Here is a 24,196-nt window from a genome sequence, read left to right on the forward strand (position 1 = left end):
ACAGTAGTGGAGAAACAGCGGCCGAGTTCACCACCAGGGCGGCCTCCGGTGGGTACTCAATGTGACTGTGAGTATGAATGTGTCCGGTGATACTGGATATCTGCGGTGGGTTGGGGCCTGACTCTCAATGTGACCGACGCCCGGTGGGCTGTCCTTCGAACGATGTGTCGGTACCCGACCCGCTGTTGCTGCTCACACGCGACCGGTGGGGCGAAGTGACTTCATAGGAGCCTGTCCAAAGAGTCCCATCACAGTCTTGTCCGCCGTCCCCGGCCGGTGCGTGGCCACCACCACGAAGGGATAGCCATGTCCAGCATGACCGACAATCCACCCGATGTCAGCACCACCGTCTTCGTCGGCGTCGACACACACAAGAACACCAATCACGCCGCGATCATCGACCACCTCGGACGCGAGGTCGGCGACCGAGAATTCCCCACCACCGCCGCCGGCCACGTGGACCTGATCGCCTGGATCACCGCGGCCGGAAAGGTCGAGCGAATCGGAGTCGAAGGTACCGGCAGTTATGGATCGACACTGGCCACTGCGCTACGCCTGAGCGGGCTCGAGGTCGTCGATGTCGATCGCCCCGACCGACGCTCTCGCCGCTTCCACGGCAAATCCGACCCACTCGATGCCCATTCCGCAGCGCGCGCAGCATTGACCGGAAAGGCCACCACCACACCGAAGGCCCACGACGGCAACGTCGAAGCGATTCGCTTCTTGCACAACGCACGTCACTCGGCAGTCAAAGCCCGCGCCGAAGCGGTCACACAACTGAAATCGATGATCGTCAATGCCCCAGAAGGCATACGCGCCGAGCTCCGTCAGCTCACCGACGCGCACCTGTTCGCCGCATGCGCAGCATTGCCACACGCACCGCGTCGGCCCGTCGATCTCGATTCCGCAGTCGGTGCCGCACTGCGGTCGGTGTCCCGCCGAATTCTCGACCTCACCGCCGAGGAACGAATCCTCGCCAAACAAATAGAGGCACTCGTCACCGCACACGCACCGCAGCTCCTCGCCCGATTCGGGATCGGAACCAGCACAGCTGCACAACTGTTGATAACAGTCGGCGACAACCCCGAACGGATCACCTCCGAAGCGTCCTTCGCGCACCTGTGCGGAGTTGCACCGATCCAGGCATCCTCGGGCCGCACACAACGTCACCGCCTCGACCGAGGCGGTGACCGTCAAGCGAACCGGGCGCTCTACACGATCGCCATCACCCGCCTACGCGGCGACGAACGAACCCAGCAGTATCGGGACCGGCGACTGACAGAAGGCAAGACCCCACGCGAGATCACCCGATGCCTCAAACGCGCCATCGCCCGCGAAATCTACGGCCTACTCAAGCCGCCCCAGACCACTTGACAAACATAGGAGCATCGTTCGGTGGCCTTTTGGGCGGTCAATGGCACATCGAGTGGACTTCGAGATGCACGATGCGGACCGAATATGTCCGCATTGCGTGGCATCGTGGCGACATGAAGGAAACCTCGGCTCGGTTGCTGCGACTGTTGTCTCTGCTGCAGACGCGTCGCGATTGGGCGGGCGCGGAGTTGGCAGAGCGGCTCGCCGTCACTCCTCGCACGCTGCGGCGTGATGTCGACAAGCTGCGTGACATCGGCTATCCGGTCAATGCGACGCCCGGTGTCGGTGGCGGATATCAGCTCGGCCCCGGTGCGGAGATGCCTCCGCTGTTGCTCGACGACGACGAGGCGCTGGCGGTGGCGTTCGGGTTGCAGTCCGCCGCCGGGGGCTCTGTCGCGGGCATCGGGGAGGCGTCGTTGCGGGCGCTGACGAAGTTGCGGCAGGTGATGCCGTCGCGCATCCAGCATCGGCTCGACGCGTTGCGGATCGACGTGGTGGACAAGACGCCACGCTCGGCGGTGGATGCATCGGTGCTGTCCACGGTGGCGGCTGTCTGCCACGGACACGAGCGGTTGCGCTTCGACTACCGCAAGCACGACGGTTCCGAGTCCAGGCGCGAGGTGGAGCCCTACAGCCTGGTGCGGGCGGGCGCGCGCTGGTACCTACTGGGGTGGGATGTGCTGCGGCAGGATTGGCGGTCGTTTCGAGTGGATCGCCTGACTCCGAAGATTCCGACGGGTCCGCGGTTCACGCCACGAGAGCTGCCGCCGGGCGGTGCGGCGGCGTTCGTCTCGAAGGGAATCGATCGGGCGATCGCTCAGGTTCGGGCGCGGATCGCGTTGCATGCTCCGATCGAAACCATCGCACCGATGGTCGACGAACAATGGGGCGCACTCGAATCCATCGACGAGACCACGTGCGCGTTGGTGCTGTCCGGCGATTCGCTGCCCTCGATCGCGCGGTGGCTGGCCGCGTTCGACACCGATTTCACGGTGCTCGATCCACCGGAACTGCGCGAGGAATGCCGCATCGTGGCCGAGCGACACGCGAGGCTGACCGAGCGGTACCTCGCGGCGGTTCACTCTCCGGTAACCGGTACGTGAGTCAATGGGCAGATGACGACACCACTCGGTTTCGACCCGAAGTTCCTGGCCGACATCGACGTTCCGCTACCCGACCGCGTCGACGTGGTGGTACTTCCGTACACGCACTTCTCGGTGTCGATAGACCCTGCCCGACGCCTCGCCGCGGTCACCGGCGTCAATATCGACGGCGCGAGCCTGAAGGACGTCGGGCGGAGCGACAACTGGCGACTCGACGATCGGCTACCGGCTGCGCAGCAGGCCGGCAACGAGTTGTACAAGAACAACGACCTCGATCGTGGGCATCTGGTGCGACGACGGGATCCGGTGTGGGGTGAGCGTGCAGTGGCGGAGCGCGCCAACGAGGACACGTTCCACTACACCGTGTGTGCCCCACAGACGGCCACACTGAACCAGTCGAAGACACTGTGGCTGGGGCTGGAGGACTACGTATTGGACAACGCCGAGCAGTACGGCCGACAGCTCTCGGTCTTCAGCGGCTGCATCTTCGCCGACGACGATCCGATCTACCGAGGCGTCGCCATTCCGCGGCAGTTCTTCAAGATCGCAGTCTGGTCGCAGGATTCGTCACCCGCGTGCACCGGATACGTTCTCGATCAGACGCCGTCTCTCGACCCGATCCTCGACAAGCCGCTGCGACTCGACACCGATCCCCCGCCCCTCGGCCCGTACCGGACGTACCAGGTTCCGGTGGCCGACATCGCGTCGCTGACCGGACTGGAGCTGGGCACCCTGATCGACGCCGACCGCTATGCACCGGTGGCGGCTGCGCGCGAGGGGGCGTCGACGTGGACCGAACTGACTGCCCTGAAGGACATCCACCTGTAGAAGGTGCCTCAGGCTTCGGTAGCGGCCAAGCGGACGAACGCTGCGGCATCGATGGTTTCGCCGCGTGCCGTCGGGTCGATTCCGGCCTCACGCAACCGGCGTTCGGCCGCCACCGGTGAGCCGGCCCACCCGGCGAGCGCTGCTCGCAATGTCTTGCGTCGCTGCGCGAATGCGGCGTCTATCACGGCGAACACGGCCTTGCGATGCGCGGTGTCGGTGGACCACGGCGGCTCGGCGTACCGATCGATGCGGACCAGTCCCGATTCGACCTTGGGCACCGGCCAGAACACCGAACGGCCTACTGCGCCTGCTCTTCTGACGTCGCCGAAGAACCTGGCCTTGACGCTGGGGATGCCGTAGATCTTGCTTCCGGGCACTGCCGCGAGTCGATCGGCCACCTCGGCTTGGACCATCACCACGGCCACCCGCAGGCTGGGTAGCTCCGAGAACAGGTGAATGAGCACAGGCACCGCGACGTTGTACGGCAGGTTCGCCACCAATGCCGTCGGGTGTCTCGGAATGTCCTCGGCCCGTACGCGCAACGCGTCGGCTTCGATGACCGTCAACCGTTCGGCGAGAGTGGGGGCGCGGTCGGCCACCGTGATGGGCAACCGGGTCGCGAGCTTGGGGTCGATCTCGACCGCGACGACCGCGTCGGCCACATCGAGCAGAGCGAGAGTCAACGAACCGAGGCCGGGACCGACCTCGAGGACCGTGTCCTGCGGACCCACGCCTGCGGACGCGACGATGCGTCGAACAGTGTTGGCGTCGTGCACGAAGTTCTGCCCGAGTTGCTTGGTGGGACGCACATCGAGCTCGGCGGCCAGAGAGCGGACCTCGGCGGGACCGAGCAGGGCCGCGGATCCCCTCACATGTTCGGACACGGCCGAAACTCTACGGGGGCGGGAGTGGAGCCTGCGGAATGACCCAGAAACGCGGGAGTGGAGCCTGCGGAATGACCCAGAAACGCGGGAGTGGAGCCTGCGGAATGACCCAGAAACGCGGGAGTGGAGCCTGCGGAATGACCCAGAAAGACAGTCAGCGGTAACCCAAGCGCGAGGTGCAGGCAGGCCATGCGCCCCAGCCCTGCGACTTCTGCGTCACCGACGCGATCGCGATCTGTTCCTCACGGGTGGCGAGGTCGGCGCGCGGAGCGTACTTGAGGCCGCCCTGACGTTCCCAGGTGTTCTGGTCGAACTGCACGCCACCGTAGAAACCGTTGCCGGTGTTGATGGCCCAGTTGCCCGTCGCCTCGCACTGCGCGAGGGCGTCCCAGATCGCGCCGTTCTCCACCGGCGGCACCTCGGTACCGGGCTTCGCTCCGACGCGAACCGTCTTCGGCTGGGCGGGCACCTGAACCTGCTCGTCGACCTTCTCGCGACCGACCTCGACGCCGTTGACCATGTTGATATTCCACGTGATGTCGGAGACGCCCGGCGCACCCGGGTTCTCGACGACGGTACGGCTCATGTTCATCGTGGGATCTTCGATGCGCTGCTCCGGAGCATCGGTGTCGGTGGTCTCGGTCTTGGTGACGGTGCGATCACGCGTGACGACGATCTCGGCTCCGTCGGTGACGGTGGCGTCGGGATCGGGGCTGACGGTGTCGGCTTCTTCGAGCGGCGCGCCTGCTGCTTCGAGGAATTCACGCACGGTCGGTGCGGCCAGGGTGACCGGCGCGGCGGGGGCTCCTCCATCGACGAGCGAGACCTGCTTGGGCAGTGCCACGTCCAACTCCGTGCCGTCGAGCGGCAGTCGCTCCGAGCGCGAGGCGGACACGTGCACGTCCTCGGCCAGGCCGGTCTGCTCGAGTGCTTCCTCGACCGTCAGCGCGGTGGTCCAGATGTTCTCGGGCTGCCCGTCGACGTTGAGCGTGATCTCACGGGCGCGGCGCAGGACCACGGTGTCGCCGTCGCTCAACCCGGAGTCGGGAGCGGGAACAACGAGGTCCTTGTCCGACGGCGCATAGCCGGCGTCGGCCAACGCACTGCTGACGTCGGTCTTCATCGTGCTCAGCGAAATCATGTTGCCGTCGACGTCGATGGTCACGGTCTTGTGACGGCTCACGGCCATCACACCGCCAGCGACGAGCGTCATCAACAGGGCCGCGATGACCAGGTAGAGCGTGGTCGAACGAGCGGAGTTGAGGCGTCTGATAGTCGACAAGTTTCGTATTCCTGGCGGTTGCAAGCGTGACTTCGGGGTCGAAACGCCCGAGTTCGGTCACGGTACGGTAACGAATTAGCACCCACGCCGCAACCTCAGCTGCTAGAGGCCGTACACCCTCTCCGCATTGGCAGTCGCGTTCGCGGCCAGCTCGGCCGGATCCTGATCTCGAATCTCGGCCAACGCTCGCGCGGTGTAGGGCAAGCAGTACGGCTCGTTGGGCGCGCCTCGGTACGGATGCGGAGTCAGGAACGGCGCGTCGGTCTCCACCAGCATCAAGTCGTCGGGAATGAGCAGAGCAGCCTCCCGCAGCGCGTGCGCATTCTTGAAACTGACCGTCCCGGAGAAACTGAGCACGTAGCCGGCGTCGACGCACGCCTTCGCAGTCGCGGGACCGCCGGAGAAGCAGTGGAAGATCACGGTCTCGGGCGCGCCCTCCGCCGTCAGAACAGCCAGCAGATCCTCGTCGGCCTCGCGATTGTGAATCATCAACGGCTTGCCCAGACGCTTCGCCAGGTCGATGTGCCACCGGAATCCGTCGTGCTGCTCCGCCACGGTGGCGCACCCGTCGAGCTTGCCGGGCCAGTAGTAGTCCAGCCCGGTCTCCCCCACGGCAACCACCCGGGGGTCGGACGCCAAGCGCTCGATCTCGACCTTGGCCGCGTCGTCGAGCACGTTCGCCCGGGTGGGGTGAATGGCGACGGCGGCCCACACCCGCGGATCCCAGGACGCCGCGTCGACGGCGAACCGCGCAGCGTCGAGATCGTCGGCGATCGTGACCACGCGCGTGACTCCGACGGACTCCGCCTTGTCCACTATCGCGGCCACGCTCGCCGCGTCGGTCGCCCCACACGCGTCGAGGTGGGTGTGTGCGTCGACGAGGGTGCCGACGGGCTCGGGCAACGGCGGTGCGGGACGGTCTCTACTCACGCTGGTTAGAGTAGGCGAACCATGACTGCGCCAGCTGATGCCTCACGGCCACCCTTCTACGTCACCACCGCAATCGCGTACCCCAACGGCGCTCCGCACATCGGGCACGCCTACGAGTACATCGCCACCGACGCCATCGCGCGCTTCAAGCGCCTCGACGGTTACGACGTGCGATTCCTGACGGGCACCGACGAGCACGGGCTGAAGATGCAGCAGACCGCGCAGACCGAGGGCGTCGACGTGCGGCAGCTCGCCGCCCGCAACTCCGATGCGTTCCAGACGGCGCAGGACCTGCTGAAGATCTCCTACGGCCGCTTCATCCGCACCACCGACGCCGACCACCACGCTGCGAGCCAGGAACTGTGGACGCGGATGGAGGCGAACGGCGACATCTACCTCGACGCGTTCTCCGGCTGGTATTCGGTGCGAGACGAAGCGTTCTACACCGAAGCCGAGACCACCCTGAACGACGACGGCTCCCGCGTCGCAACCGAGACGAACACTCCCGTCGAATGGACCGAGGAACCGTCGTACTTCTTCCGTCTGTCGCAGTACCAGGACAAACTGCTCGAGCTCTACGACGCGTCGCCGGACTTCATCGCGCCCAACACCCGTCGCAACGAGATCGTCAACTTCGTCAAGGGCGGCCTGCGCGACCTGTCGATCTCCCGGACCACGTTCGACTGGGGTGTGCCGGTACCCGGCGATCCCGCGCACGTGATGTACGTGTGGGTCGACGCGTTGACCAACTACCTCACCGGTGCCGGGTTCCCCGAGACCGACTCCGAGGCGTACCGGAAGTTCTGGCCCGCAGATCTGCACATCATCGGCAAGGACATCACCCGCTTCCACACCGTCTATTGGCCTGCGTTCCTGATGTCCGCGGGGATCGAGCTGCCCAAGCGGGTGTTCGTGCACGGGTTCCTGAACGTCAAGGGCGAGAAGATGTCCAAGTCCCTCGGCAACGTTCTCGACCCGAAGTCGTTGGTGGAGAATTACGGTCTCGATCCGGTGCGCTTCTTCTTCCTGCGCGAGGTCTCGTTCGGTCAGGACGGAAGCTACAGCCACGAGGCCATCGTCGCCCGCGTCAACGCCGACCTGTCCAACGAACTCGGCAACCTCGCGCAGCGGTCGCTGACCATGGTCGCCAAGAACCTCGACGGCGCGCTCCCGACCCCGGGCGAGTTCACCGCCGAGGACGAAGCGATGCTGGCCCGCGCGGACGCGTTGCTCGAGATCTGCCGACGCGAATTCGACGTGCAGGCACTCCATTCCGCACTCGAAGCGATCTGGTCGGTGCTCGGCGAGACCAACCGCTACTTCTCGCTGCAGCAGCCGTGGGTGCTACGCAAGACCGATCCCGATCGCATGGCCACCGTGCTGTACGTGACGATCGAGGTGCTGCGCATCGTGAGCATCCTGGCTCAGCCCGTCATGCCGGATTCTGCGTCGCGCATCCTCGACCTGCTCGGGGCGTCGAACCGCGAATTCACCGATGTGGCAACACGTTCGGTGCCCGGCACTGCACTACCGACCCCGACGCCGGTGTTCCCCAAGTACGAGTAGAGCGCTCCGCGCATGTGAGCGGAAATTCGTAGCCCACTACGAATTTTCGTTCACATGCGGCGAAGCCGCTCTCACAACGTCTTCTCGAGCTCCTCCAACGTGTTCTCCAGGTGCGTCAGCATGCGCTGCAGGTGCGGCACACTGCGCCTGCAGCCGATGAGCCCGAAGTTCAGCGAGTCACCGTTACTGGCGACGGTGATGTTGAGCGCCTGCCCGTCGGCGACGATCGACGCCGGGTAGATGCCGTCGAGTTTCGCGCCGTTCCAGTACAGATCCTCCTTGGATCCGGGCACGTTCGAGATGATGACGTTGAACGGCGGCGGGGTGTAGTCGACGAATCCCGGCACCGGGCCGAACAGCAACGGGGCCATGGTGATTGCGCCGACGGTGAGCGCTTCGAGGGTGTTGAGTTCGCTCATCATCTGCTTGCCCTTGACGGTCGAATCCTTGATGCGCTCGAGCCGAAGAATCGGATCGGACTCGTCGGTGCCCAGGTTGCACAGGATGGTCGTCACCGAATTCCCGGCGTCCCTGTCGTCACCCTCTTTGCGTAGCGACACCGGCACCATGGCGATCAACGGATCCTCGGGCAGCGCGTTCTGATCGATGAGGTACGCCCGCAGAGCGCCTGCGCACATCGCGAGCACCATGTCGTTGAGCGTCGCATCGAGGGCCGACCCGACCGTGCGGATTCGCTCGATCGACCAACTCTCGGCGGCGAAACGTCGCGCACCGCCGATGGCCACGTTGAACATCGTCCTCGGTGCCTGCAACGGCAGTTGCGCTCCCTCTTTCTTCAACGCACGCATCCCGATTCGCGCAGATGCAGGCGCGAAGTCGACCAAGTCACCGACGATCTTGCGTCCCATCGAGAAGCCGCCGCCGAGCTGCGCCAATCGCCCGGGCTGCTCGGTAGCGACCTGCTTCTTGCGTCTGCCGAACAGGGACGGATCCCACGTTGCTTTCCCACTTCGATCGTCCGGGTCGGTGGACAGCGTTCGCTGCATCAACTTCAGGGCGCTCACACCGTCGACCAGCGAGTGATGCACTTTGGTGTACAACGCAATTCGGCCGTCCGCCAATCCCTCGATGATGTGCAGCTCCCACATCGGTTTGTATCGATCGAGTGGCGCACTGTGATTGAGCGAGAGGAACTGGAAGAGCTCCCGAATCCTCCCCGGCGCAGGCAGCACCGTGCGGCGAACGTGATACTCGAAGTCGACGTCCGGGTCGAAGGCCCAGGCCAGGTTGCCCATGATCTGCACCGGACGCGCGGGACGCTTGCGGAAGAGCTCGTGCACCTCACCGGTGGTGAACTTGCTGTGCACCTCCTCGGCGAAGTCGTGCGGGTCGCCGGGCGGCACGAACAACTCCAAACCGCCCACGTGCATCGGGTGTTCCCGTGACTCGGCGATCAGAAACATCGATTCGGTGATGGGCATGAGTGCCATGAGCTGTCCCTTTTCCATTTGTTTTCGGTCACGGTACGGCACCGAATGTGACTCAGAACACGACCTTACGTCGGGTCGCGAAAAGCTACCCGCTATTGTCCGTTAGCAGGGGTTCCAAATAGAGCGGGGTTCCAACGCACGGCGCACACGCACCGCGCAACGACAACGGGGATGGAGGCGACGGTCATGAATCCGGCGCTCACCGTAGTGAAATCGACCGACCCGGCAGCCACCGCGCGCCGACGCGACATCCGTGGCGCGAGCCTGCAGTCGCAGATCCTGTCCAAGTACCTGCAGTTCACCGTCCGTCCGTTTCTGACCGTGTGGGCACAGGCCCCCTCACTTCCGTGGCCGATGGGACTGGTCGACTACGCCGGACTACTCGTACCGCAGATCAGCGGCACCACCCGTAGTCGCGTCATGCTCGCCGAGTGCGAGGCCGAGTGGATCCGCGCCGAGGGCACCGGAACAGATCGCGTGGTGCTCTACCTGCACGGCGGCGCATTCGTCTGCTGCGGCCTGCGCACCCATCGTCGGATGACCTCACGCGTTTCGAAGCACGTCGACGGCTCGGTGCTGTCGGTGAACTATCGGATGATGCCGCGCAACCCGATCGGCCACGCCGTCGAGGACGGCGTCGACGCGTATCGCTTCCTGCTCGATTCCGGATACCGACCGGAGCAAATCGTCCTGGGTGGCGACTCGGCCGGCGGATACCTGGCGTTCATGGTCACCCTGGCCCTGCGCACCGTCGGGTTGCCCGCCCCCGCAGGGATCTTCACCATGTCCCCACTCACCGATATGGACCCTTCCGGCAAACTCGATCACGAGAACGCGTCGAAGTGTTCGGTCTTTCCGTCCAACGCAGTTCCGGCGCTGACCGCTCTGGCCGATCGCGTCGATGCGCGCATCGTCGTCGACGGCGAACGGGGCCCGCGAGTCTCGCCCGTCGACGGTGATCTCACCGGCATGCCGCCGGTGCTGATTCAGGTCGGTTCCACCGAAATGGTCTATGCCGACGCAGAACTCATGGCCGAACGCCTGGCGGTCGCCGGAGTCGAGTGCGAACTCCAGGTGTACGAGGATCAGGTCCACGTGTTCCAGGCAGCCGATTTCGTCCCCGAAGCCCAACGCGCCCTACGCGCCATCGGCGAGTTCGCCCGGAACGTCAGCCCCCGTACAGAAAGCTGAGATACCTTCTCCCCATGGCAGTCACAGTGAACAAGTCCGTCGACATCGACGCCGACGCAGCGACAATTCTCGACGTCCTCGCGGACGTCGAAGGCCTCCCCTCGTGGTCTCCGGTGCACAAGAAGTGCGAGGTGGTCGATCGCTTCGAGGACGGCCGACCGAACCACGTCAAGATGAACGTCTCGATCATCGGCGTCAACGACGAGCAGTTGGTCGAATACACCTGGAGTGAGAACGAGGTGTCGTGGAGCCTGGTGGAGAGCAACCAGCAGAAGGCTCAAGAAGGTCGATACACGTTGACGCCCAAGGGCAACGGCACGCACGTCGAGTTCGAGCTGACCGTCGACCCCAAGGCTCCACTGCCCGGCTTCCTCGTGAAGAAGGGAACCAAGACCATCCTCGAGGCGGCGACCGAGGGCCTGCGCAAGAAAGTGCTGGGCTGACCCGCTACTGCTCTTTGCGCGCGGCGAGGACGGCCTCGTAGACCTCGCGTTTGGACACGCCACCGACCGCCACCTGAGCGCAGGCGTCCTTCAACCGCATGCCCGACGCCACCAGCGTTTCGACGTCGGCAACGAGATCCTCGGGCTCCTCGGCGACGGCGACAGCGCCTTCGAGCACGACGGTGATCTCGCCGCGCACGCCGCCCCGCGCCCATTCGAGCAGCTCGCCCAGGCCGCCGCGTCGCACCTCCTCGTAGGTCTTGGTCAGCTCACGGCACACCGCGGCGCGCCGGTCGGGACCGAGGACGTGCACGGCGTCCTCGAGGCACGCGACGAGGCGATGCGGTGCCTCGAAGAACGCGATGGCACGCGGTTCGGCGAGCACCGACTGGAAATAGGTGCGTCGCTGTCCTTGCTTACGCGGGACGAACCCGTCGAAACAGAACCGTTCGACGGGCAGACCGGACAACGCGAGCGCCGTCGTCACTGCCGAAGGACCGGGCAGGCAGGTCACCGGCAGATCGGCGTCGACGCATGCCGCCACGAGGCGGTAGCCCGGATCGCTCACCGACGGCATCCCGGCATCGGTGACCAGCAGGACAGACTTGCCCTCGGCCACTGCCTCGACGAGTGCCGGGAGGCGGGCCGTCTCGACCTGATCGTAGAAACTGACGATTCTGCCCGTGATCACCACGCCGAGCGACGACGCGAGTTGTTTGGTGCGCCGGGTGTCCTCGGCGGCGACGACATCGGCACTGCCGAGGGCATCACGCAGGCGCTGCGAGGCATCACCGACGTCGCCCATCGGGGTGGCGGCAAGGATGAGCATGGCTCCAGTGTCCCGCACGCGGTACAGCGGCTTGTCGGGCACTGCCGATCAACGCCTACGATCGGTACGTGACCTTGCTGACCTCTGAGCGCTCCGGCGACCGGTCGATGGTCAGTCCCGGGCCGACCGTCGCCGCGCGCGACTGGTTCCACGACACCGATGCCCGACGCGGTTGGATCGTCACCGTCGTGATCACCGTCATCTGCGCAGTCACGCGATTCACGATGCTGCGCTACCCCACCGACGCGGGGACACCCGTGTTCGACGAGAAGCACTACGCCCCGCAGGGCTATCAGGTTCTCACCGGCGGTGGAATCGAGGACAATCCGGCGTACGGACTCGTGGTGCATCCGCCGGTCGGCAAGCAGCTGATCGCCGTCGGGGAAGCGTTGTTCGGTTACAACGGCTGGGGTTGGCGCTTCTCCTCGGCGGTGGCCGGAACCTTGTTGGTGCTGTTGGTGATTCGCATCGTGCGACGCCTCGCGCGATCGACCCTCGTCGGGGCGATCGCGGGCATTCTGCTGACGGTGGACGGAGTGACGTTCGTCAGCAGCCGTATCGGCATGCTGGACATCTTTCTCGCTCTCTTCGTCACTGCCGCGCTGGGCTGCCTGGTGGTCGACCGCGACGACATGCGGCAACGACTGTCGAGAGTGCGCGCCGAAGGTCGAATGGACGCCAGCGTGCTCGGGCCGCGAATGGGAGTGCGGTGGTGGCGATTCGGGGCCGGTGTCATGTTGGGGTTCGCCTGCGGCACCAAGTGGTCGGGTCTGTACTTCATCGCATTCTTCGGATTGTTGAGTGTGGCATTCGATGTAGCTGCACGGCGCTCGTACGGCGTCCGACGCCCGTGGCGGGGAACGGCAGTGCGCGACATCGGGCCTGCGCTGTACGCACTGGTGGTCGTGCCGATCGCGGTGTATCTGATGACGTGGTGGGCATGGTTCACCTCGGAGACCAGCGTCTACCGACACGAAGTCGGCGACGGTGTCGGCGTCGGAGGCCCGTTCTCGTTCGTTCCCGACGCGCTGCGTTCACTGTGGTTCTACAGCAGCAGTGTGCTGCAATTCCATGAGGGACTGACCAATTCGGCCGGCAACCGGCACCCGTGGGAATCGAAGCCGTGGACGTGGCCGATGGGCCTGCGACCGATGCTGTACTACTTCGCCGACGGCGAGAACGTGTCCGGCTGCTCGGCGTCCTCGTGCGTGAAAGCGATCATGCTCATCGGCACGCCGGCGATGTGGTGGCTGGCGCTGCCGATGCTGGCATGGGCGATCTGGTCGGTGTTCGTCCGACGCGACTGGCGTTACGCCACAGTGCTGGTCGGGTACTCCGCAGCACTGCTGCCGTGGTTCGCCACCCTCGATCGACAGATGTATTACTTCTACGCGGTCGCACTCGCGCCGTTCATGGTGATGGGTTTCGCGTTGGTGCTGGGCGACATCATCGGGAAAGCGAGAGCATCGGCCGAGCGGCGAGGTACCGGACTACTGCTGGTGGCCCTGTACCTCGCCGTGGTGATCGCGAACTTCGTCTGGCTGTGGCCGATTCTCACCGCGATGCCGATCACGCCGGAAATGTGGCAGCAACAGCTGTGGTTACCGAGCTGGCGTTAGCCCGGGTTATGCACCCAGTGCGGTCTTGCCTTTGGTGAGTCCGTCGATGCTGATGCGTCCGGCACCGAATGCGGCCAGCAGCAGCGCGCCGACACCGAGGGCGACAACGAGCTCGTAGCCGTTCTCCGTTGCGAACACACCGTTCTCGAAGTGGACGAAGATGGCGGCACCGAGCATGTTCAGGAACAGCAGCAGACCTGCGATGGGAGTGAAGATTCCCAGTACGAGCGCGCCACCGCCGACCAGTTCGACGAACGTGGCGAAGTACGCGGATGCGGTGGGCAGCGGAACGTTCATCATCTCGAAGCTCGCTGCGGCACCGTCGAGACCGAAAGTGTTCAGCTTCTGCCAACCGTGGGCGATGAAGACGACTCCCAATCCGATTCGGGCTACGAGGGCGACGACGTCACGGACGACGGTGGAATTCATGACACATCCTTCTGTCAGGGCTGCATGGGCAGGACTACCCTGACAGAAGTAACTTGAAGCGTCAACTTAACTCCCGCTCGCACCTTTCAGAGCGGATTCCAAGAAGGAACGGGCCTGGTCGTCGTCGAGACCGATGGACCGGACGGCTCGGACGAACTCCGTCGCCGCCCGGGCCGCGATGTCTCGCGAGGGATCGCCACCCGACGCGACGAACGAGCCGGATCGGCCTCGAGTTTCGATGACCCCCTGCTGCTCGAGCTCGCGGTAGGTCTTCGCGACCGTATTCGGCGCGATCTTCAGCTCCTCGGCCAGGCCGCGAACCGTCGGAATCTTGGTGCCTGCGATGAGATCGCCGGATCGCACCAGCCCGAGAATCTGCATTCGCAGCTGCTCGAACACGGGGGTCGTGTTCGACGAATCGATATGTACGCGCACGGTCGCAGCCTTATCCCAGCGCGTCGACTGCGGAAACGATCGATTTCGAGCCGGACGTCAGCATCAGCGTCTTGTGCACAGCCGATCCGGTGTCGAGCAACTGCGCGATCACCGCTGCCACGTCGGCGCGCGTCACTTCACCGGGGTCCAACGGCGGCTCGGTCAGGGATACCGAGCCGGTCGGATCCTCGTCCGTCAGCTTGCCTGGTCGCAGAATCGTCCAGTGCAAGCCGCTCCTGGCCGAAACATTATCTTCCGCAGCCGTTTTGGCCTCGATGTATGCCTTCCAACCGGCGTCGAGATCCTCCGCGACCGGCTCACCTGCACCGAACGAGCTGATCAGGACATAGCGACTGACACCGGCCTTCTCTGCCGCGTCGGCCAGCAACACAGCGCCCGCGCGGTCGACAGTGTCCTTGCGCTCGGGACCGCTGTCGGGGCCCGCACCTGCCGCGAACACGACTGCGTCGGCACCTTCGAGTACTGCGGCAACGTCGTCGACAGATGCCGATTCGAGGTCGATCACCTGCGGCAGCGCGCCCAAAGCGGTGACGGCATCGATGTGGTCGCTGTTGCGAATCAGCGACACCGCACGATCTCCGTTCGCCGTGAGCACCTGAGTCAGATGTTGAGCGATCTGTCCGTGGCCACCTGCAATGACAATGCGCTTATCGGTCATGAAAGCTACTCCCGTTCCTGGCGTGAATCTGTCGGCTTGGCTACCCGCGTGGCAGGATCGCAAACATGACTTCGTCCGCGACCATCTATCACAATCCCCGGTGCAACACCTCCCGCACCGCATTGAAATTGATCGAAGAAGCGGGCGTCACTCCGCGAGTGATCCGTTACCTCGAGTCGCCGCCCACCGAGGACGAACTCCGCACACTGCTCACTGACGCCGGCCTCGAACCCCGTCAGGCCATCCGTACGCGCGAGAGTGTCTACAAGGAACTGGAACTCGCCGACGCGGACGCCGACACGTTGATCGCGGCCATGATCCAGCACCCGATTCTCATCGAACGCCCGATCGTGGTGACCGACAAGGGCACCGTGCTGGCCCGGCCGGCCGACAGGGTGCGGACCGTCCTGTAGAGCGCTGCAACTTCTCGCGGGACACCGAACACGACGCGAGTCGGCACCCGACGGGAGCAGGACCTGAAGTATTGTCGAGGTCGTGCCGATGCCCGAGTGGAACGTTCGAGAACTGACTCCCGGCCAGTTATCCGAGCGCAGCGGGGTTGCGGTATCGGCCTTGCACTTCTACGAGAAGCAAGGTCTGATCAGCAGCCGTCGAACATCGGGCAATCAACGCAGATTTCCCCGTGAGACGTTGCGCCGCGTGGCCTTCATCCGCATTTCACAGAAGGTCGGGATTCCATTGGCGACCATTCGGCAGGCGTTGAGTGAACTACCGGACGAGCGGACGCCGACGCGCGAGGATTGGGCCGGGCTCTCGACACGGTGGCATCGCGAATTGGACTCTCGGATAGAGCAATTGATTCGGCTCAGAGACAACTTGACCGGGTGCATCGGGTGCGGTTGCCTGTCTCTGGCCGGTTGTGCACTGGCCAATCCGCACGACGAGCTGTCCTATTCGGGCCCGGGCGCGCGCACGCTGGACGTCGATTTCGACGATCCCCCGTCCCTACGCGGCTCGAGCAACTTGGAGAACTGATCGTTCGCCTTCTGCAGCACGAACTCGTAGGGCGGAGCGAACTTTCGAGCGACCCAGTATCCGAAGCGAATGTCGTTGGAGGAGTACACGAGGTATTTGCGTTTGGCGATTCCGGCGAGAATTGCGTCGGCGACCACCGACGGTTCCACGGCGCGCTTCTCGAATCGATGCTGCAACTTCTGTACGCGCGGATCGTCGCGGTCGATGCCGGCGATCTGAAGTGTCTGCACCAGACCGGTTTTGACACCACCGGGCACCACCAGACTGACGCCGATTCCGTGGCGCTTGAGGTCGTACTTGAGCACCTCGGACACTCCCCGCAAGCCGTACTTGCTGGCGCTGTAGGCAGCGTGCCACGGCAGGGGAATCAACCCCGCAGCGGACGACACGTTGACCAGATGGCCGCCACGCCCGGCCTCGATCATCGGGGGCAAGAATTTCTCGATGACGTGTATGGGCCCCATGAGATTGACGTCGATCATCGACTTCCAGTGCCGGTGTTCGAGATTTTCGACAGTTCCCCATGCGGAGATACCGGCGACATTCATCACGACGTCCAGGCTGCCGAATTCGGCGTGGATGTCGTCCGCGAACGCACTGACCGCCTCGAAGTCGGACACATCGAACGGCAGCGAGTGGCTGACAGTGCCGCCCGCGCTACCGACCATGTCCACCGTCTCCGCCAACCCGGCGCTGTTGATGTCGGTGAGGAACAGCTCGGCTCCCACTCCAGCGGCAGCGATGGCCGTTGCCCGGCCGATTCCGCTACCCGCTCCCGTGATCAACGTCTTCTTGCCGCGCAGATCGTATGTAGCCATCGAAGCCTGCATCCCCCACCGGTCGCCACGTGTCAGTTCGATTTCGACCCTACGCGGTGACGACCGAGAGAGTCGTCACAATCTTTGCGACATCTCGTCTCGGTAATCGGCGATGGTGCGCTCGATGCGCGCAGCGTCATCGTCGGCACCCTGCTTACGGGCAACATCCGCGCGTTGCTGCAGGGTCCCGATCGCTTTACGGAGCTCGTTGTCCGACATTCTTCGATCTTGTGCAGTGTGTTCCATATCACACAGTGTGCCCGGCTACCCGATGCGCGGCAAGCACCCCGAGATCACGGAATTCCCTCAGACGGTGACCGATCCCGACGAGACGTTCTCACGCACGAAACTGGACAGACTGCGTGCCGCGAACTCGCGGAAGTAGGGAAGTTTGTCGGTCGGCACCAGCGAGGGAAGGACCGTGTTCCAGACCTTCTCCATGCGCGACGGGGCGTCCTCCAGACGCGACTGCGCCTCGGACACCATCAGAACGCCAGCGAGCATCTCGCACACCAGCAAGGCCGCGTTGCCCGAGTCCAGGTGGTCTGCGACATCGCCGTGCACGATGGCGCGCTCGAAGAGATGCTCGAAAATGTTTCCCCACGTGCCGAAAACACTGCCTCGGGCGGTGTCGGATCCGTCGATCTCCATCTGCAATCGGTACATGACACGAACCAGCGGGTCCGAGGCCGCCAGCTCGAGTACCGAGTACGAAATTCCGATGACGGATTCGAGTGCCGGGCTACGGCTGTCGACCATCCCTGCGCACGCGGTCGACACGCGCTCATGACCTTCGTCGACGATGGCGCGGGCCAGCTCCTCCTTCGACGCGAAGTGGAAGTAGAGCGCGCCCTTGGTCACACCGGATTGTGCAGACACCTGACTCAGCGTGGCATTCGCGTGCCCCACTTCGAGAAAGAGATCTGCCGCCGCGCGCAATGCGGCCGCGCGTGTTGCTTCTGCCCTGAGTTGTCTCACCATGCTGGAACACCCCTGCTCTGTCGACCTTGCCATGACATCGACGCTCTGTTCGCGCTGCCTATACATCGACCGAACGAGGTGAACATCGAATTCACATCGCCATTGCGGACTGCCAGCGCCCGCCAATGGTAACCGGTTCGACGGCGACTTTGTGATTCGAAAGTGACAATTGCATGAAGAGCACCTCGTTCACAAGACGATTGAAATGAAAAGTTCCACCTCTCCCGAGTTTGTAACGACTTCGACTTCCTCTTTGTATGCGCGAAATACAGATCCGGACAAAACGCACTCGTCCACCTGAGCCCACACATCCTCGATCGGATCCGCCAACGCGCCGCTCGGCGTGAAAACGGCAAACACACCGGTCGGTATCGAGACGAACACATCTCCCACGGCGACGTCACCGGGCGAGTCCACCGGAACGGCGACGACGGCATTGACCGTGCCGTGCGGATCCGGGACGTACACGGTGCTGACCTGGACCGCGTCGATGTTCTTCTCGCGCACACGATCTCGCAGGAATCGCATCCACTCACTGCCGCTCGATTCCGCGCCGGGTTGCACTCGCGGTGCCACCAGCCCACTGAACAACTCGGCGCTGCGTGCCGTAACACGAAAGCTCATCACGAACCTCCGGGCGCAGTGATCGCCAGATAGAGGTCGATCTTGTACGCGTGCGGATAGCACTCGTAGTCGCCGGTGAACGATCGCACTATTTCGCCCTGCTCCTCGGCATGATCGATCTGAGTCCACAGTCGCGTGAGAACCTCGGGGAAATACCCCACCGCAGAAAATCGCGCGTATTTCGCCGCCGGCACTTTGGCAACCAGATGTCCGCGTGCAACTTGACCTAGTGAAGAACACAGATAACCGACTATCTGCGTATTGTACGAGCCGATACCAGGGGCGAAGTCGGTATAAATAGAAGCGAGCGGACCCGAAGTCTCTTGGTTGAGAACTGCCGACCACGCCTGGTCGAGGGCCGGGTCGTTGAGGCGACCGAGCGCCCGTTTGGGGCTGCGAACGGGAAGACCGGCGACCCACGTTTCAGCGAGGTCGACGATCTCGAACGTCATTCACACTCCGTAGAGAAGTTGCAGGGGCAGATGCAGTGCTCGGAACCGATCCGTTCACAATATCGCCCGTCAATCTACCGGCGCGACGGGTACATCGATCGTCAATCGATCAACCATACTTCAAGCCTGTTTTAACTGCTAAGCAACTTCTCGACCGTCTCTCCGCGACTCGGTCCTCGGGAGGGCCTCCACCCGCCGGTGGACGAGCCGCCCTACGGACGGCGGGGGACGGCTCGACCGTGGTCAGCGGCGGACGCATTCCGCCGCGAAGGAAATGCCGTTCGCCCCGAACTTCCCGATCGTCGGGGGTGACTGACGGAGAACTGATCACATCGCTGTCATTCGAGATCGAATTCTCCGAAAATTCACTTTCCGGACGCGGCCGTCGCGAATTCGCCTCGAGGGAGAGATGACAAATGCCGGTCCGACGTAACGCTGGTATCGGAATGCGAAACCGGGAGAATTCGTGAATCACACGTGGACAGCATTCGCGTCAGCGGCCAATGCAGAGTGTGCAGGATCATGTCCGCGACCAACAATCGACGCAACGACTTGTTCGCCAGACCATGGAAAGACCAGGTCCGATAGGAACTCGCGACGTAGTGGCGGTATTCGAGAGGCGGCGTGAGCAGTCGACGCCCCGACACCTCGACGCACATGGACTTGATCTGAGCTATCTGCAACCCGACGCGGTAGAGGCACAGCGACAGATCGATGTCCTCGTGCAGATCGGTCCGCAGGCTCACTCGATCGCGGGCCGCCTGCCAAGCGGTGCGGCGGATGGCGAAGTTGTTGCCGGACGCGGCGGATACGCGCAGCTCATCCGGCTTGCGCTTGGTGGTGTAGCTGACGTAGGCCCGATACGGCGCGGCCCAGGGCGAGTCGTAGAGGTTGATCGGGCCGGTCACCGCGGCGTAGTCCAGCCGCCGATCGAAGAAGTCCAGAACCGACTTCGCCCAACCCTGCCCGATGTGTGTATCGGCGTCGATGCGTCCGATGATCGATCCGCTCGCGTGATCGAAACCGGTGTTCCGTGCGTGCACGACGCCCCGCTCGGACTCGGCCACGAGGGTCACCATCGGGAATCGACGTCGGCGATCGAGCACGATCGCAGCAGTGTCATCGGTGCAATTGTTGTCGACGACAATGATTTCGTGAATGTACTCACGTTGTTCGAGCAATGCATCCAGGCAATCACCCATGTGGGCCGATTCGTTGAATGCAGGAACAACAACCGACAGTGTGTTCACCCGTGCCAACCCCTGACAAATTGTTTTTGGCAATCGTGTGGCTCGATGTGCTTACGTGAATTGCGCATTCTCGATATCCGAGCCGCGGACGCAGATGATGCTACCTCATTACCAGAGGAAAATACTTTGCCGAATTGTCGGCCTTAAACAATACGAATTACGAAAGCAACCCATCGGACGAACTTCGATCCCGCCATGCCGAGCCGAAACAGGGGCATTTCCCGTTTGGGCCCTGTGGGCCGACTAGCCGTCCAGGCTCCGCACTCGCCGCGCCGGGCTGCCGACGTAGACCCCGTCACGGTCACAATCCTTCGTCACCAGAGCATTCGCACCGATGATGCACCCGGGGCCGATCCGAACGCCCGGCATGATCACTGCACCAGAGCCCACCCACGTTCCGGCTCCGATCGACACCGGCCGACCGACCAGCCGACCGGCTCGACGAGTAGGTCCACCGATCTCGTGGGTGCTGGTCAGCACCCGCACGTGGTCTGCGAGAAAGACCCCGTCGCCGACGCGGATGTCCGCCACGGTGTCGAAGTAGCAGCCGTGGTTCACGAAGGAGCCCGCACCGAGCCGCAGCGTGCCCCGCCCCTGGATGATCTGTCCGCCGTACACCAGCGCCGCCGACCCGACTCGTACGCGCGCGCCCCGCAATGCGTGCCCGCGCAGGATCGCGGGCAGAACCGGGCAGTTGGCCAACGACACGACCGTCGACTGCCGCACCTGAAACAGAGCCCAACGAACATCATCGGTCACGTACCCCCGCCACCAGCGCATGAGCGAACCTTAGCCGTGGGAACGAGTCGAGTCCCACATCCCGCGCGCGAGTGAACGTGACGGACAACGAAAAAACCGCCACCCGATGAGTGGCGGTTTCCGTTTTCGGTGGAGCTGAGGGGAATCGAACCCCTGACCTTCTCGATGCGAACGAGACGCGCTACCAACTGCGCCACAGCCCCGTTGCCGTCGTGCCGACCGGCTGCGTAACTCTAGCAAAGCCGCTTCGGGCGGTACCTACGCGCCCTGCGCTCTGCGGAAGTCTCCATCCTCGTCACGGTTCGCCTGGAACGGCTCCTCGTAGTGGTCGAGATGCTCGAACTCCGGATCCTCGTCGTCGATCTCGAGCACCACCGCACCGGGGCGACGCAGACGCTGTGGGACGAGCGCGAGCTCGTCGTCGGTCTCCGATTCCACGCCCAGCCGAGACCGACCCATTCGGGTGAGCCGACGCTGCCGCACCTCTTCTTCGATCTGCACCTGCCGTCGCAGGTAGTACAGATAACCGGCGAGGACGGCGACGGACAACCCGCACAGCCACCAGACCGTCGGGGAGATGATGAACGCCAATGCCGCTGTGGTGATGGCCGCGAAGACCAGCCCCAGAACTGCGCGTTGGCGGAAGGCGTACCGGGCAGCTCGGGCGAGCGCGTCGGCCTCGGGATCGAAACCACCGCGGCCGCGTCGGCGAGGGACGAAATCGTCGTCGACCACGCCCGGTTCGTGCGACGGTGCCCTCCCGCGCGAAGGTCCCTCGACCGGTGCATCGCTGTCGAGGTCGTTCTCTGCTGCGTGAGTGTCCATCGGGTCCTCCGCGGTACCGGGTAGATCGGGTGAGTCTGGACGAACGGTCGCGACTTTCGGGCCGAAGATCTCGCTAGCCGGCGCGGAAACCCGAAGGTCGTCCTCCGGTCGCCAGTGCGGATCGCTGCGGTGCCCGGTTGCGGGCCCGCGCTGCTTTCGCTTGGTGCCACCCCGATGCAGCACACGCGTGGCGAGCGCGGCATCAGTCGTCTGCATGATCTGGGGGCGCTTGGTCATCAGCATGGGCAGAAGAACGAAGAGCCAGACGGCTACGAGACCGATCCAGATGATCGAGTTCGGCATCGGCGAAGTTCTCCTCCCTTGGATGACGGCGACAGTCGAGACGTCATCAGGCTATGTGGAGGACGGGTGAGAACGACGCAGACGCGCCGACCGGAATTACACTCCTGTCACTTTGACAACATGAGACTCGAGACGCGGTCGGGCGTCAGGCCCACGCGGCCCGGCCGGCGCGCACCAACCGATCGACGACGGTTCCCTGCACCTCACCCGAGGTGATCGCGACGAGCTTGTGATCGCGCCATTCGCCGTCGACGTCGAGATACTTGTAGAGCAGTCCCTCTTCGCGAAAGCCGACGTTACGTAGAACTGCTTGGCTGGCAAGGTTCTCCGGCCGCACCGTCGCTTCGACGCGATGCAGTCCGACGGGACCGAAGCAATGATCGAGACCGAGCGCCAGAGCCGCGGTGGCTACGCCCTTGCCGTTGACGTCCTTGGAGACCCAGTACCCGATCCAGGCCGAACGCAGTGCTCCCCGCACGATGTTTCCGGTGGTGATCTGCCCGCAGAATTCACCGTCGACTTCGATGACCATCGGCAGCATGTGTCCCTTGCGCGCCTCGGACTTGAGGCCCGAGCACAGGGTCGGCCACGAGGAGATGTGGTGCCGCGAATTCCAGCTGCCCTCGCCACTGGGCTCCCAGGGTTCGAGGTGGGCGCGATCCGCAGTACGAATCCGACTCCAGGCGGCCGCGTCGCGCACCCGTACCGGCCGCAACGTGACAGTTCCGCCGGCCACTCTCACTGGACCCAATTTCGCCGGCCAACCTGGGTGGCTCGACCACGTTCGCGGCATCCGTCGATCGTATGCGCTGCGCGCATGTGCATGGAAATTCGTACCCCACTACGAACTACCGCTCACATGGCGTCAGCCTCTCTGCGCGAGGAACGAGACCTTCACTTCTTCGCCGGTTCGGATTTCGGTGACCTCGGGATCGATGACGACCAGGCAATTCGCCTCGGCGAGCGTGGCCAGCAGATGCGAGGACGATCCGGGTGCGCCGCCGAGTGCCTGGACCAGATATTCGCCGGTCCCCTCGTCGCGCATCAGTTGGCCGCGGAGGAATCCCTTGCGGCCCTCGATCGAGGTGATCGGCGCGACGGTGCGAGCAGTGACGGTCCGGCGCAGCGGCTGCCGCCGGCCGAGAGCGATGCGAATCAGCGGACGCACCATGACCTCGAACACCACCAACGCACTGACGGGGTTGGCCGGCAACAGAAAGGTGGGTACTTCGTCGCGTCCGAGTTGACCGAAGCCCTGAACGGATCCGGGGTGCATGGCAACTCGCTCGACTTCCATGTCACCGAGTTCGCCGAGCGCCTCACGCACACCGTCCGACGCGCCGCCACCCACCGCTCCGGCGATGACCACGATCTCGGATCGAATCAGCTGACCCTCGACCACCTCACGCAGGCGCTTGGGGTCGGTGCTGACGATCCCTACGCGGTTGACGTCGGCTCCGGCGTCGCGCGCTGCTGCGGCGAGTGCATAGGAATTGACGTCGTACACCTGGCCGGGCCCGGGGGTCCGATCGGTATCGACCAACTCGCCGCCCACAGAGATGACCGACAGACGCGGCCTCGGGTGCACCAGCACCTTGTCACGACCGACGGCTGCGAGCAGTCCCACCTGAGCTGCGCCGATGATCGTTCCCGCACGGACCGCCACGTCACCGGGCTGCACGTCGTCTCCGATCTTGCGGACGTAGTCACCCGAGCGAACCGGACGGAACACCTTGACTCGGGCACGGCCGCTGTCGGTTCGATCCAACGGCAACACCGCATCGGCCAGCGTGGGCAGCGGCGCGCCGGTATCGACTCGCACTGCCTGACGCGGTTGCAAGCGGATGGGTTGACGCGACCCCGCGGACACCTCACCGACGACAGGAAGCGTCAGATCGATGCGTTCGTCGTCCTCGTTGCGCAGGTCCGTTCCCGCGGCCGCGACATCGACGCTTCGTACCGCGTAGCCGTCGATCGCCGCCTGGTCGAAACCGGGAAGGGGACGCTCGGTGACCACTTCTTCCGCGCACAGCAGGCCCTGTGCCTCCGAGATGGCGACCCGAACAGGCCGTGGAGCCACCGCCGCGGCGGTCACTCTGGTCTGTTGATCCTCGACCGAGCGCATCTGGCCCTTCCTCTATGGCA

General features: G+C 64.2%; 27 protein-coding genes and 1 tRNA gene. 9 read left to right on the top strand and 19 right to left on the bottom strand.

Going from position 1 to position 24,196, the window contains the following annotated elements:
* Positions 1–306 precede the first annotated feature (306 nt).
* The 3 genes from AABD04_RS17705 (at position 307) to AABD04_RS17715 (ending at position 3,305) form a co-directional block, all read left to right on the top strand.
* On the top strand, positions 307–1,374 hold the full coding sequence (locus AABD04_RS17705; RefSeq protein ID WP_341439794.1) for an IS110 family RNA-guided transposase: 1,068 nt from the start codon (positions 307–309) through the stop codon (positions 1,372–1,374).
* A 113-nt stretch (positions 1,375–1,487) separates the two neighbouring features.
* The gene (locus AABD04_RS17710) at positions 1,488–2,477 is read left to right on the top strand and encodes a helix-turn-helix transcriptional regulator (RefSeq protein ID WP_243593654.1); all 990 of its coding nucleotides are present in this window, start codon (positions 1,488–1,490) and stop codon (positions 2,475–2,477) included.
* Between the two features lie 12 nt (positions 2,478–2,489).
* Positions 2,490–3,305 carry a DNA/RNA non-specific endonuclease gene (locus AABD04_RS17715; RefSeq protein ID WP_243593655.1) on the top strand — a complete coding sequence of 272 codons (816 nt, stop codon included), beginning with the start codon at positions 2,490–2,492 and terminating at the stop codon, positions 3,303–3,305.
* 8 nt (positions 3,306–3,313) lie between these two features.
* Here AABD04_RS17715 and rsmA read toward each other — a convergent pair whose 3' ends face one another.
* The 3 genes from rsmA to AABD04_RS17730 form a co-directional block, all read right to left on the bottom strand.
* Positions 3,314–4,189 (bottom strand): 16S rRNA (adenine(1518)-N(6)/adenine(1519)-N(6))-dimethyltransferase RsmA, encoded by an 876-nt coding sequence (gene rsmA / locus AABD04_RS17720; protein ID WP_243593656.1) that lies wholly within the window; start codon positions 4,187–4,189, stop codon positions 3,314–3,316.
* A 154-nt stretch (positions 4,190–4,343) separates the two neighbouring features.
* Complete coding sequence (locus AABD04_RS17725) at positions 4,344–5,471, bottom strand: resuscitation-promoting factor (RefSeq protein ID WP_243593657.1); 1,128 nt, start codon at positions 5,469–5,471, stop codon at positions 4,344–4,346.
* A gap of 102 nt (positions 5,472–5,573) precedes the next feature.
* Positions 5,574–6,401 carry a TatD family hydrolase gene (locus tag AABD04_RS17730; RefSeq protein WP_243593658.1) on the bottom strand — a complete coding sequence of 276 codons (828 nt, stop codon included), beginning with the start codon at positions 6,399–6,401 and terminating at the stop codon, positions 5,574–5,576.
* A gap of 21 nt (positions 6,402–6,422) precedes the next feature.
* Here AABD04_RS17730 and metG point away from each other — a divergent pair, with 21 nt between their 5' ends.
* On the top strand, positions 6,423–7,967 hold the full coding sequence (gene metG, locus AABD04_RS17735; protein ID WP_243593659.1) for a methionine--tRNA ligase: 1,545 nt from the start codon (positions 6,423–6,425) through the stop codon (positions 7,965–7,967).
* 71 nt (positions 7,968–8,038) lie between these two features.
* On the opposite strand, the gene AABD04_RS17740 is transcribed toward metG, so the two are convergent.
* Positions 8,039–9,418 (bottom strand): WS/DGAT/MGAT family O-acyltransferase, encoded by a 1,380-nt coding sequence (locus AABD04_RS17740; RefSeq protein ID WP_243593660.1) that lies wholly within the window; start codon positions 9,416–9,418, stop codon positions 8,039–8,041.
* A gap of 186 nt (positions 9,419–9,604) precedes the next feature.
* Between AABD04_RS17740 and AABD04_RS17745 the strand changes: the two genes are divergently transcribed.
* The gene (locus AABD04_RS17745) at positions 9,605–10,609 is read left to right on the top strand and encodes an alpha/beta hydrolase (protein ID WP_243593661.1); all 1,005 of its coding nucleotides are present in this window, start codon (positions 9,605–9,607) and stop codon (positions 10,607–10,609) included.
* Positions 10,610–10,623: 14 nt separating this feature from the next.
* On the top strand, positions 10,624–11,052 hold the full coding sequence (locus tag AABD04_RS17750; RefSeq protein WP_243593662.1) for an SRPBCC family protein: 429 nt from the start codon (positions 10,624–10,626) through the stop codon (positions 11,050–11,052).
* Positions 11,053–11,056: 4 nt separating this feature from the next.
* On the opposite strand, the gene rsmI is transcribed toward AABD04_RS17750, so the two are convergent.
* On the bottom strand, positions 11,057–11,881 hold the full coding sequence (rsmI, locus tag AABD04_RS17755) for a 16S rRNA (cytidine(1402)-2'-O)-methyltransferase (protein WP_243593663.1): 825 nt from the start codon (positions 11,879–11,881) through the stop codon (positions 11,057–11,059).
* Between the two features lie 107 nt (positions 11,882–11,988).
* Between rsmI and AABD04_RS17760 the strand changes: the two genes are divergently transcribed.
* On the top strand, positions 11,989–13,500 hold the full coding sequence (locus AABD04_RS17760) for a dolichyl-phosphate-mannose--protein mannosyltransferase (protein WP_243593954.1): 1,512 nt from the start codon (positions 11,989–11,991) through the stop codon (positions 13,498–13,500).
* Positions 13,501–13,506: 6 nt separating this feature from the next.
* On the opposite strand, the gene AABD04_RS17765 is transcribed toward AABD04_RS17760, so the two are convergent.
* From AABD04_RS17765 to AABD04_RS17775, 3 genes are all read right to left on the bottom strand, one after another.
* Positions 13,507–13,929: a DoxX family protein gene (locus tag AABD04_RS17765; RefSeq protein WP_243593664.1), complete on the bottom strand. Its 423-nt coding sequence runs from the start codon at positions 13,927–13,929 to the stop codon at positions 13,507–13,509.
* A gap of 66 nt (positions 13,930–13,995) precedes the next feature.
* Positions 13,996–14,364: a GntR family transcriptional regulator gene (locus tag AABD04_RS17770; protein ID WP_243593665.1), complete on the bottom strand. Its 369-nt coding sequence runs from the start codon at positions 14,362–14,364 to the stop codon at positions 13,996–13,998.
* Between the two features lie 10 nt (positions 14,365–14,374).
* Positions 14,375–15,043 carry an SDR family oxidoreductase gene (locus tag AABD04_RS17775; protein ID WP_243593666.1) on the bottom strand — a complete coding sequence of 223 codons (669 nt, stop codon included), beginning with the start codon at positions 15,041–15,043 and terminating at the stop codon, positions 14,375–14,377.
* A gap of 65 nt (positions 15,044–15,108) precedes the next feature.
* Between AABD04_RS17775 and arsC the strand changes: the two genes are divergently transcribed.
* Together arsC and soxR are read left to right on the top strand one after the other, a co-directional pair.
* Positions 15,109–15,456 (top strand): arsenate reductase (glutaredoxin), encoded by a 348-nt coding sequence (arsC, locus tag AABD04_RS17780; RefSeq protein WP_243593667.1) that lies wholly within the window; start codon positions 15,109–15,111, stop codon positions 15,454–15,456.
* 82 nt (positions 15,457–15,538) lie between these two features.
* The gene (gene soxR, locus AABD04_RS17785) at positions 15,539–16,039 is read left to right on the top strand and encodes a redox-sensitive transcriptional activator SoxR (protein ID WP_308198103.1); all 501 of its coding nucleotides are present in this window, start codon (positions 15,539–15,541) and stop codon (positions 16,037–16,039) included.
* Here the strand turns inward: soxR and AABD04_RS17790 are convergent.
* From AABD04_RS17790 to glp, 11 genes are all read right to left on the bottom strand, one after another.
* Positions 15,955–16,857, bottom strand: coding sequence for an SDR family oxidoreductase (locus tag AABD04_RS17790; protein ID WP_243593668.1), 903 nt, complete (start codon positions 16,855–16,857; stop codon positions 15,955–15,957). The genes soxR and AABD04_RS17790 overlap by 85 nt on opposite strands.
* 75 nt (positions 16,858–16,932) lie before the next feature.
* A complete protein-coding gene (locus tag AABD04_RS17795; protein WP_243593669.1) occupies positions 16,933–17,076 on the bottom strand; it encodes a hypothetical protein in 144 nt (47 codons plus the stop codon).
* 87 nt (positions 17,077–17,163) lie between these two features.
* A complete protein-coding gene (locus tag AABD04_RS17800; RefSeq protein ID WP_243593670.1) occupies positions 17,164–17,838 on the bottom strand; it encodes a ScbR family autoregulator-binding transcription factor in 675 nt (224 codons plus the stop codon).
* A 189-nt stretch (positions 17,839–18,027) separates the two neighbouring features.
* Positions 18,028–18,462, bottom strand: a complete 435-nt coding sequence (locus AABD04_RS17805; protein ID WP_335741472.1) for an effector binding domain-containing protein — start codon at positions 18,460–18,462, stop codon at positions 18,028–18,030.
* A complete protein-coding gene (locus AABD04_RS17810) occupies positions 18,462–18,914 on the bottom strand; it encodes an effector binding domain-containing protein (RefSeq protein ID WP_243593672.1) in 453 nt (150 codons plus the stop codon). Before AABD04_RS17810 ends, AABD04_RS17805 begins: the two co-directional genes overlap by 1 nt.
* 365 nt (positions 18,915–19,279) lie before the next feature.
* On the bottom strand, positions 19,280–20,164 hold the full coding sequence (locus tag AABD04_RS17815) for a glycosyltransferase family 2 protein (RefSeq protein WP_243593673.1): 885 nt from the start codon (positions 20,162–20,164) through the stop codon (positions 19,280–19,282).
* 243 nt (positions 20,165–20,407) lie between these two features.
* Positions 20,408–20,944, bottom strand: a complete 537-nt coding sequence (locus tag AABD04_RS17820; RefSeq protein ID WP_279395650.1) for an acyltransferase — start codon at positions 20,942–20,944, stop codon at positions 20,408–20,410.
* A 109-nt stretch (positions 20,945–21,053) separates the two neighbouring features.
* Positions 21,054–21,126 (bottom strand) — tRNA-Ala (locus AABD04_RS17825).
* A 55-nt stretch (positions 21,127–21,181) separates the two neighbouring features.
* The gene (gene sepX / locus AABD04_RS17830) at positions 21,182–22,051 is read right to left on the bottom strand and encodes a divisome protein SepX/GlpR (protein WP_243593674.1); all 870 of its coding nucleotides are present in this window, start codon (positions 22,049–22,051) and stop codon (positions 21,182–21,184) included.
* 145 nt (positions 22,052–22,196) lie between these two features.
* Positions 22,197–22,844, bottom strand: a complete 648-nt coding sequence (locus AABD04_RS17835; RefSeq protein WP_243593675.1) for a GNAT family N-acetyltransferase — start codon at positions 22,842–22,844, stop codon at positions 22,197–22,199.
* A 72-nt stretch (positions 22,845–22,916) separates the two neighbouring features.
* On the bottom strand, positions 22,917–24,176 hold the full coding sequence (gene glp / locus AABD04_RS17840; protein WP_243593676.1) for a molybdotransferase-like divisome protein Glp: 1,260 nt from the start codon (positions 24,174–24,176) through the stop codon (positions 22,917–22,919).
* Positions 24,177–24,196 lie beyond the last annotated feature (20 nt).

The sequence above is a fragment of the Rhodococcoides navarretei genome (genome assembly GCF_038069675.1).
GTDB classification, from domain to species: Bacteria; Actinomycetota; Actinomycetes; order Mycobacteriales; family Mycobacteriaceae; genus Rhodococcoides; species Rhodococcoides navarretei.

What these genes read in the sequence shown, in the direction of transcription:
- AABD04_RS17760 (WP_243593954.1), top strand. Translation starts at nt 11,989, where the DNA reads ATGGTCAGTCCCGGGCCGACCGTCGCCGCGCGCGACTGGTTCCACGAC.
- metG (WP_243593659.1), top strand. Translation starts at nt 6,423, where the DNA reads ATGACTGCGCCAGCTGATGCCTCACGGCCACCCTTCTACGTCACCACC.
- AABD04_RS17750 (WP_243593662.1), top strand. Translation starts at nt 10,624, where the DNA reads ATGGCAGTCACAGTGAACAAGTCCGTCGACATCGACGCCGACGCAGCG.
- arsC (WP_243593667.1), top strand. Translation starts at nt 15,109, where the DNA reads ATGACTTCGTCCGCGACCATCTATCACAATCCCCGGTGCAACACCTCC.
- AABD04_RS17795 (WP_243593669.1), bottom strand. Translation starts at nt 17,076, where the DNA reads ATGTCGGACAACGAGCTCCGTAAAGCGATCGGGACCCTGCAGCAACGC.
- AABD04_RS17740 (WP_243593660.1), bottom strand. Translation starts at nt 9,418, where the DNA reads ATGGCACTCATGCCCATCACCGAATCGATGTTTCTGATCGCCGAGTCA.
- AABD04_RS17705 (WP_341439794.1), top strand. Translation starts at nt 307, where the DNA reads ATGTCCAGCATGACCGACAATCCACCCGATGTCAGCACCACCGTCTTC.
- AABD04_RS17745 (WP_243593661.1), top strand. Translation starts at nt 9,605, where the DNA reads ATGAATCCGGCGCTCACCGTAGTGAAATCGACCGACCCGGCAGCCACC.
- AABD04_RS17715 (WP_243593655.1), top strand. Translation starts at nt 2,490, where the DNA reads ATGACGACACCACTCGGTTTCGACCCGAAGTTCCTGGCCGACATCGAC.
- AABD04_RS17790 (WP_243593668.1), bottom strand. Translation starts at nt 16,857, where the DNA reads ATGGCTACATACGATCTGCGCGGCAAGAAGACGTTGATCACGGGAGCG.
- AABD04_RS17765 (WP_243593664.1), bottom strand. Translation starts at nt 13,929, where the DNA reads ATGAATTCCACCGTCGTCCGTGACGTCGTCGCCCTCGTAGCCCGAATC.
- AABD04_RS17800 (WP_243593670.1), bottom strand. Translation starts at nt 17,838, where the DNA reads ATGGTGAGACAACTCAGGGCAGAAGCAACACGCGCGGCCGCATTGCGC.
- rsmI (WP_243593663.1), bottom strand. Translation starts at nt 11,881, where the DNA reads ATGCTCATCCTTGCCGCCACCCCGATGGGCGACGTCGGTGATGCCTCG.
- AABD04_RS17810 (WP_243593672.1), bottom strand. Translation starts at nt 18,914, where the DNA reads ATGACGTTCGAGATCGTCGACCTCGCTGAAACGTGGGTCGCCGGTCTT.
- AABD04_RS17820 (WP_279395650.1), bottom strand. Translation starts at nt 20,944, where the DNA reads ATGCGCTGGTGGCGGGGGTACGTGACCGATGATGTTCGTTGGGCTCTG.
- AABD04_RS17805 (WP_335741472.1), bottom strand. Translation starts at nt 18,462, where the DNA reads ATGAGCTTTCGTGTTACGGCACGCAGCGCCGAGTTGTTCAGTGGGCTG.
- sepX (WP_243593674.1), bottom strand. Translation starts at nt 22,051, where the DNA reads ATGCCGAACTCGATCATCTGGATCGGTCTCGTAGCCGTCTGGCTCTTC.
- glp (WP_243593676.1), bottom strand. Translation starts at nt 24,176, where the DNA reads ATGCGCTCGGTCGAGGATCAACAGACCAGAGTGACCGCCGCGGCGGTG.
- AABD04_RS17775 (WP_243593666.1), bottom strand. Translation starts at nt 15,043, where the DNA reads ATGACCGATAAGCGCATTGTCATTGCAGGTGGCCACGGACAGATCGCT.
- AABD04_RS17835 (WP_243593675.1), bottom strand. Translation starts at nt 22,844, where the DNA reads ATGCCGCGAACGTGGTCGAGCCACCCAGGTTGGCCGGCGAAATTGGGT.
- AABD04_RS17710 (WP_243593654.1), top strand. Translation starts at nt 1,488, where the DNA reads ATGAAGGAAACCTCGGCTCGGTTGCTGCGACTGTTGTCTCTGCTGCAG.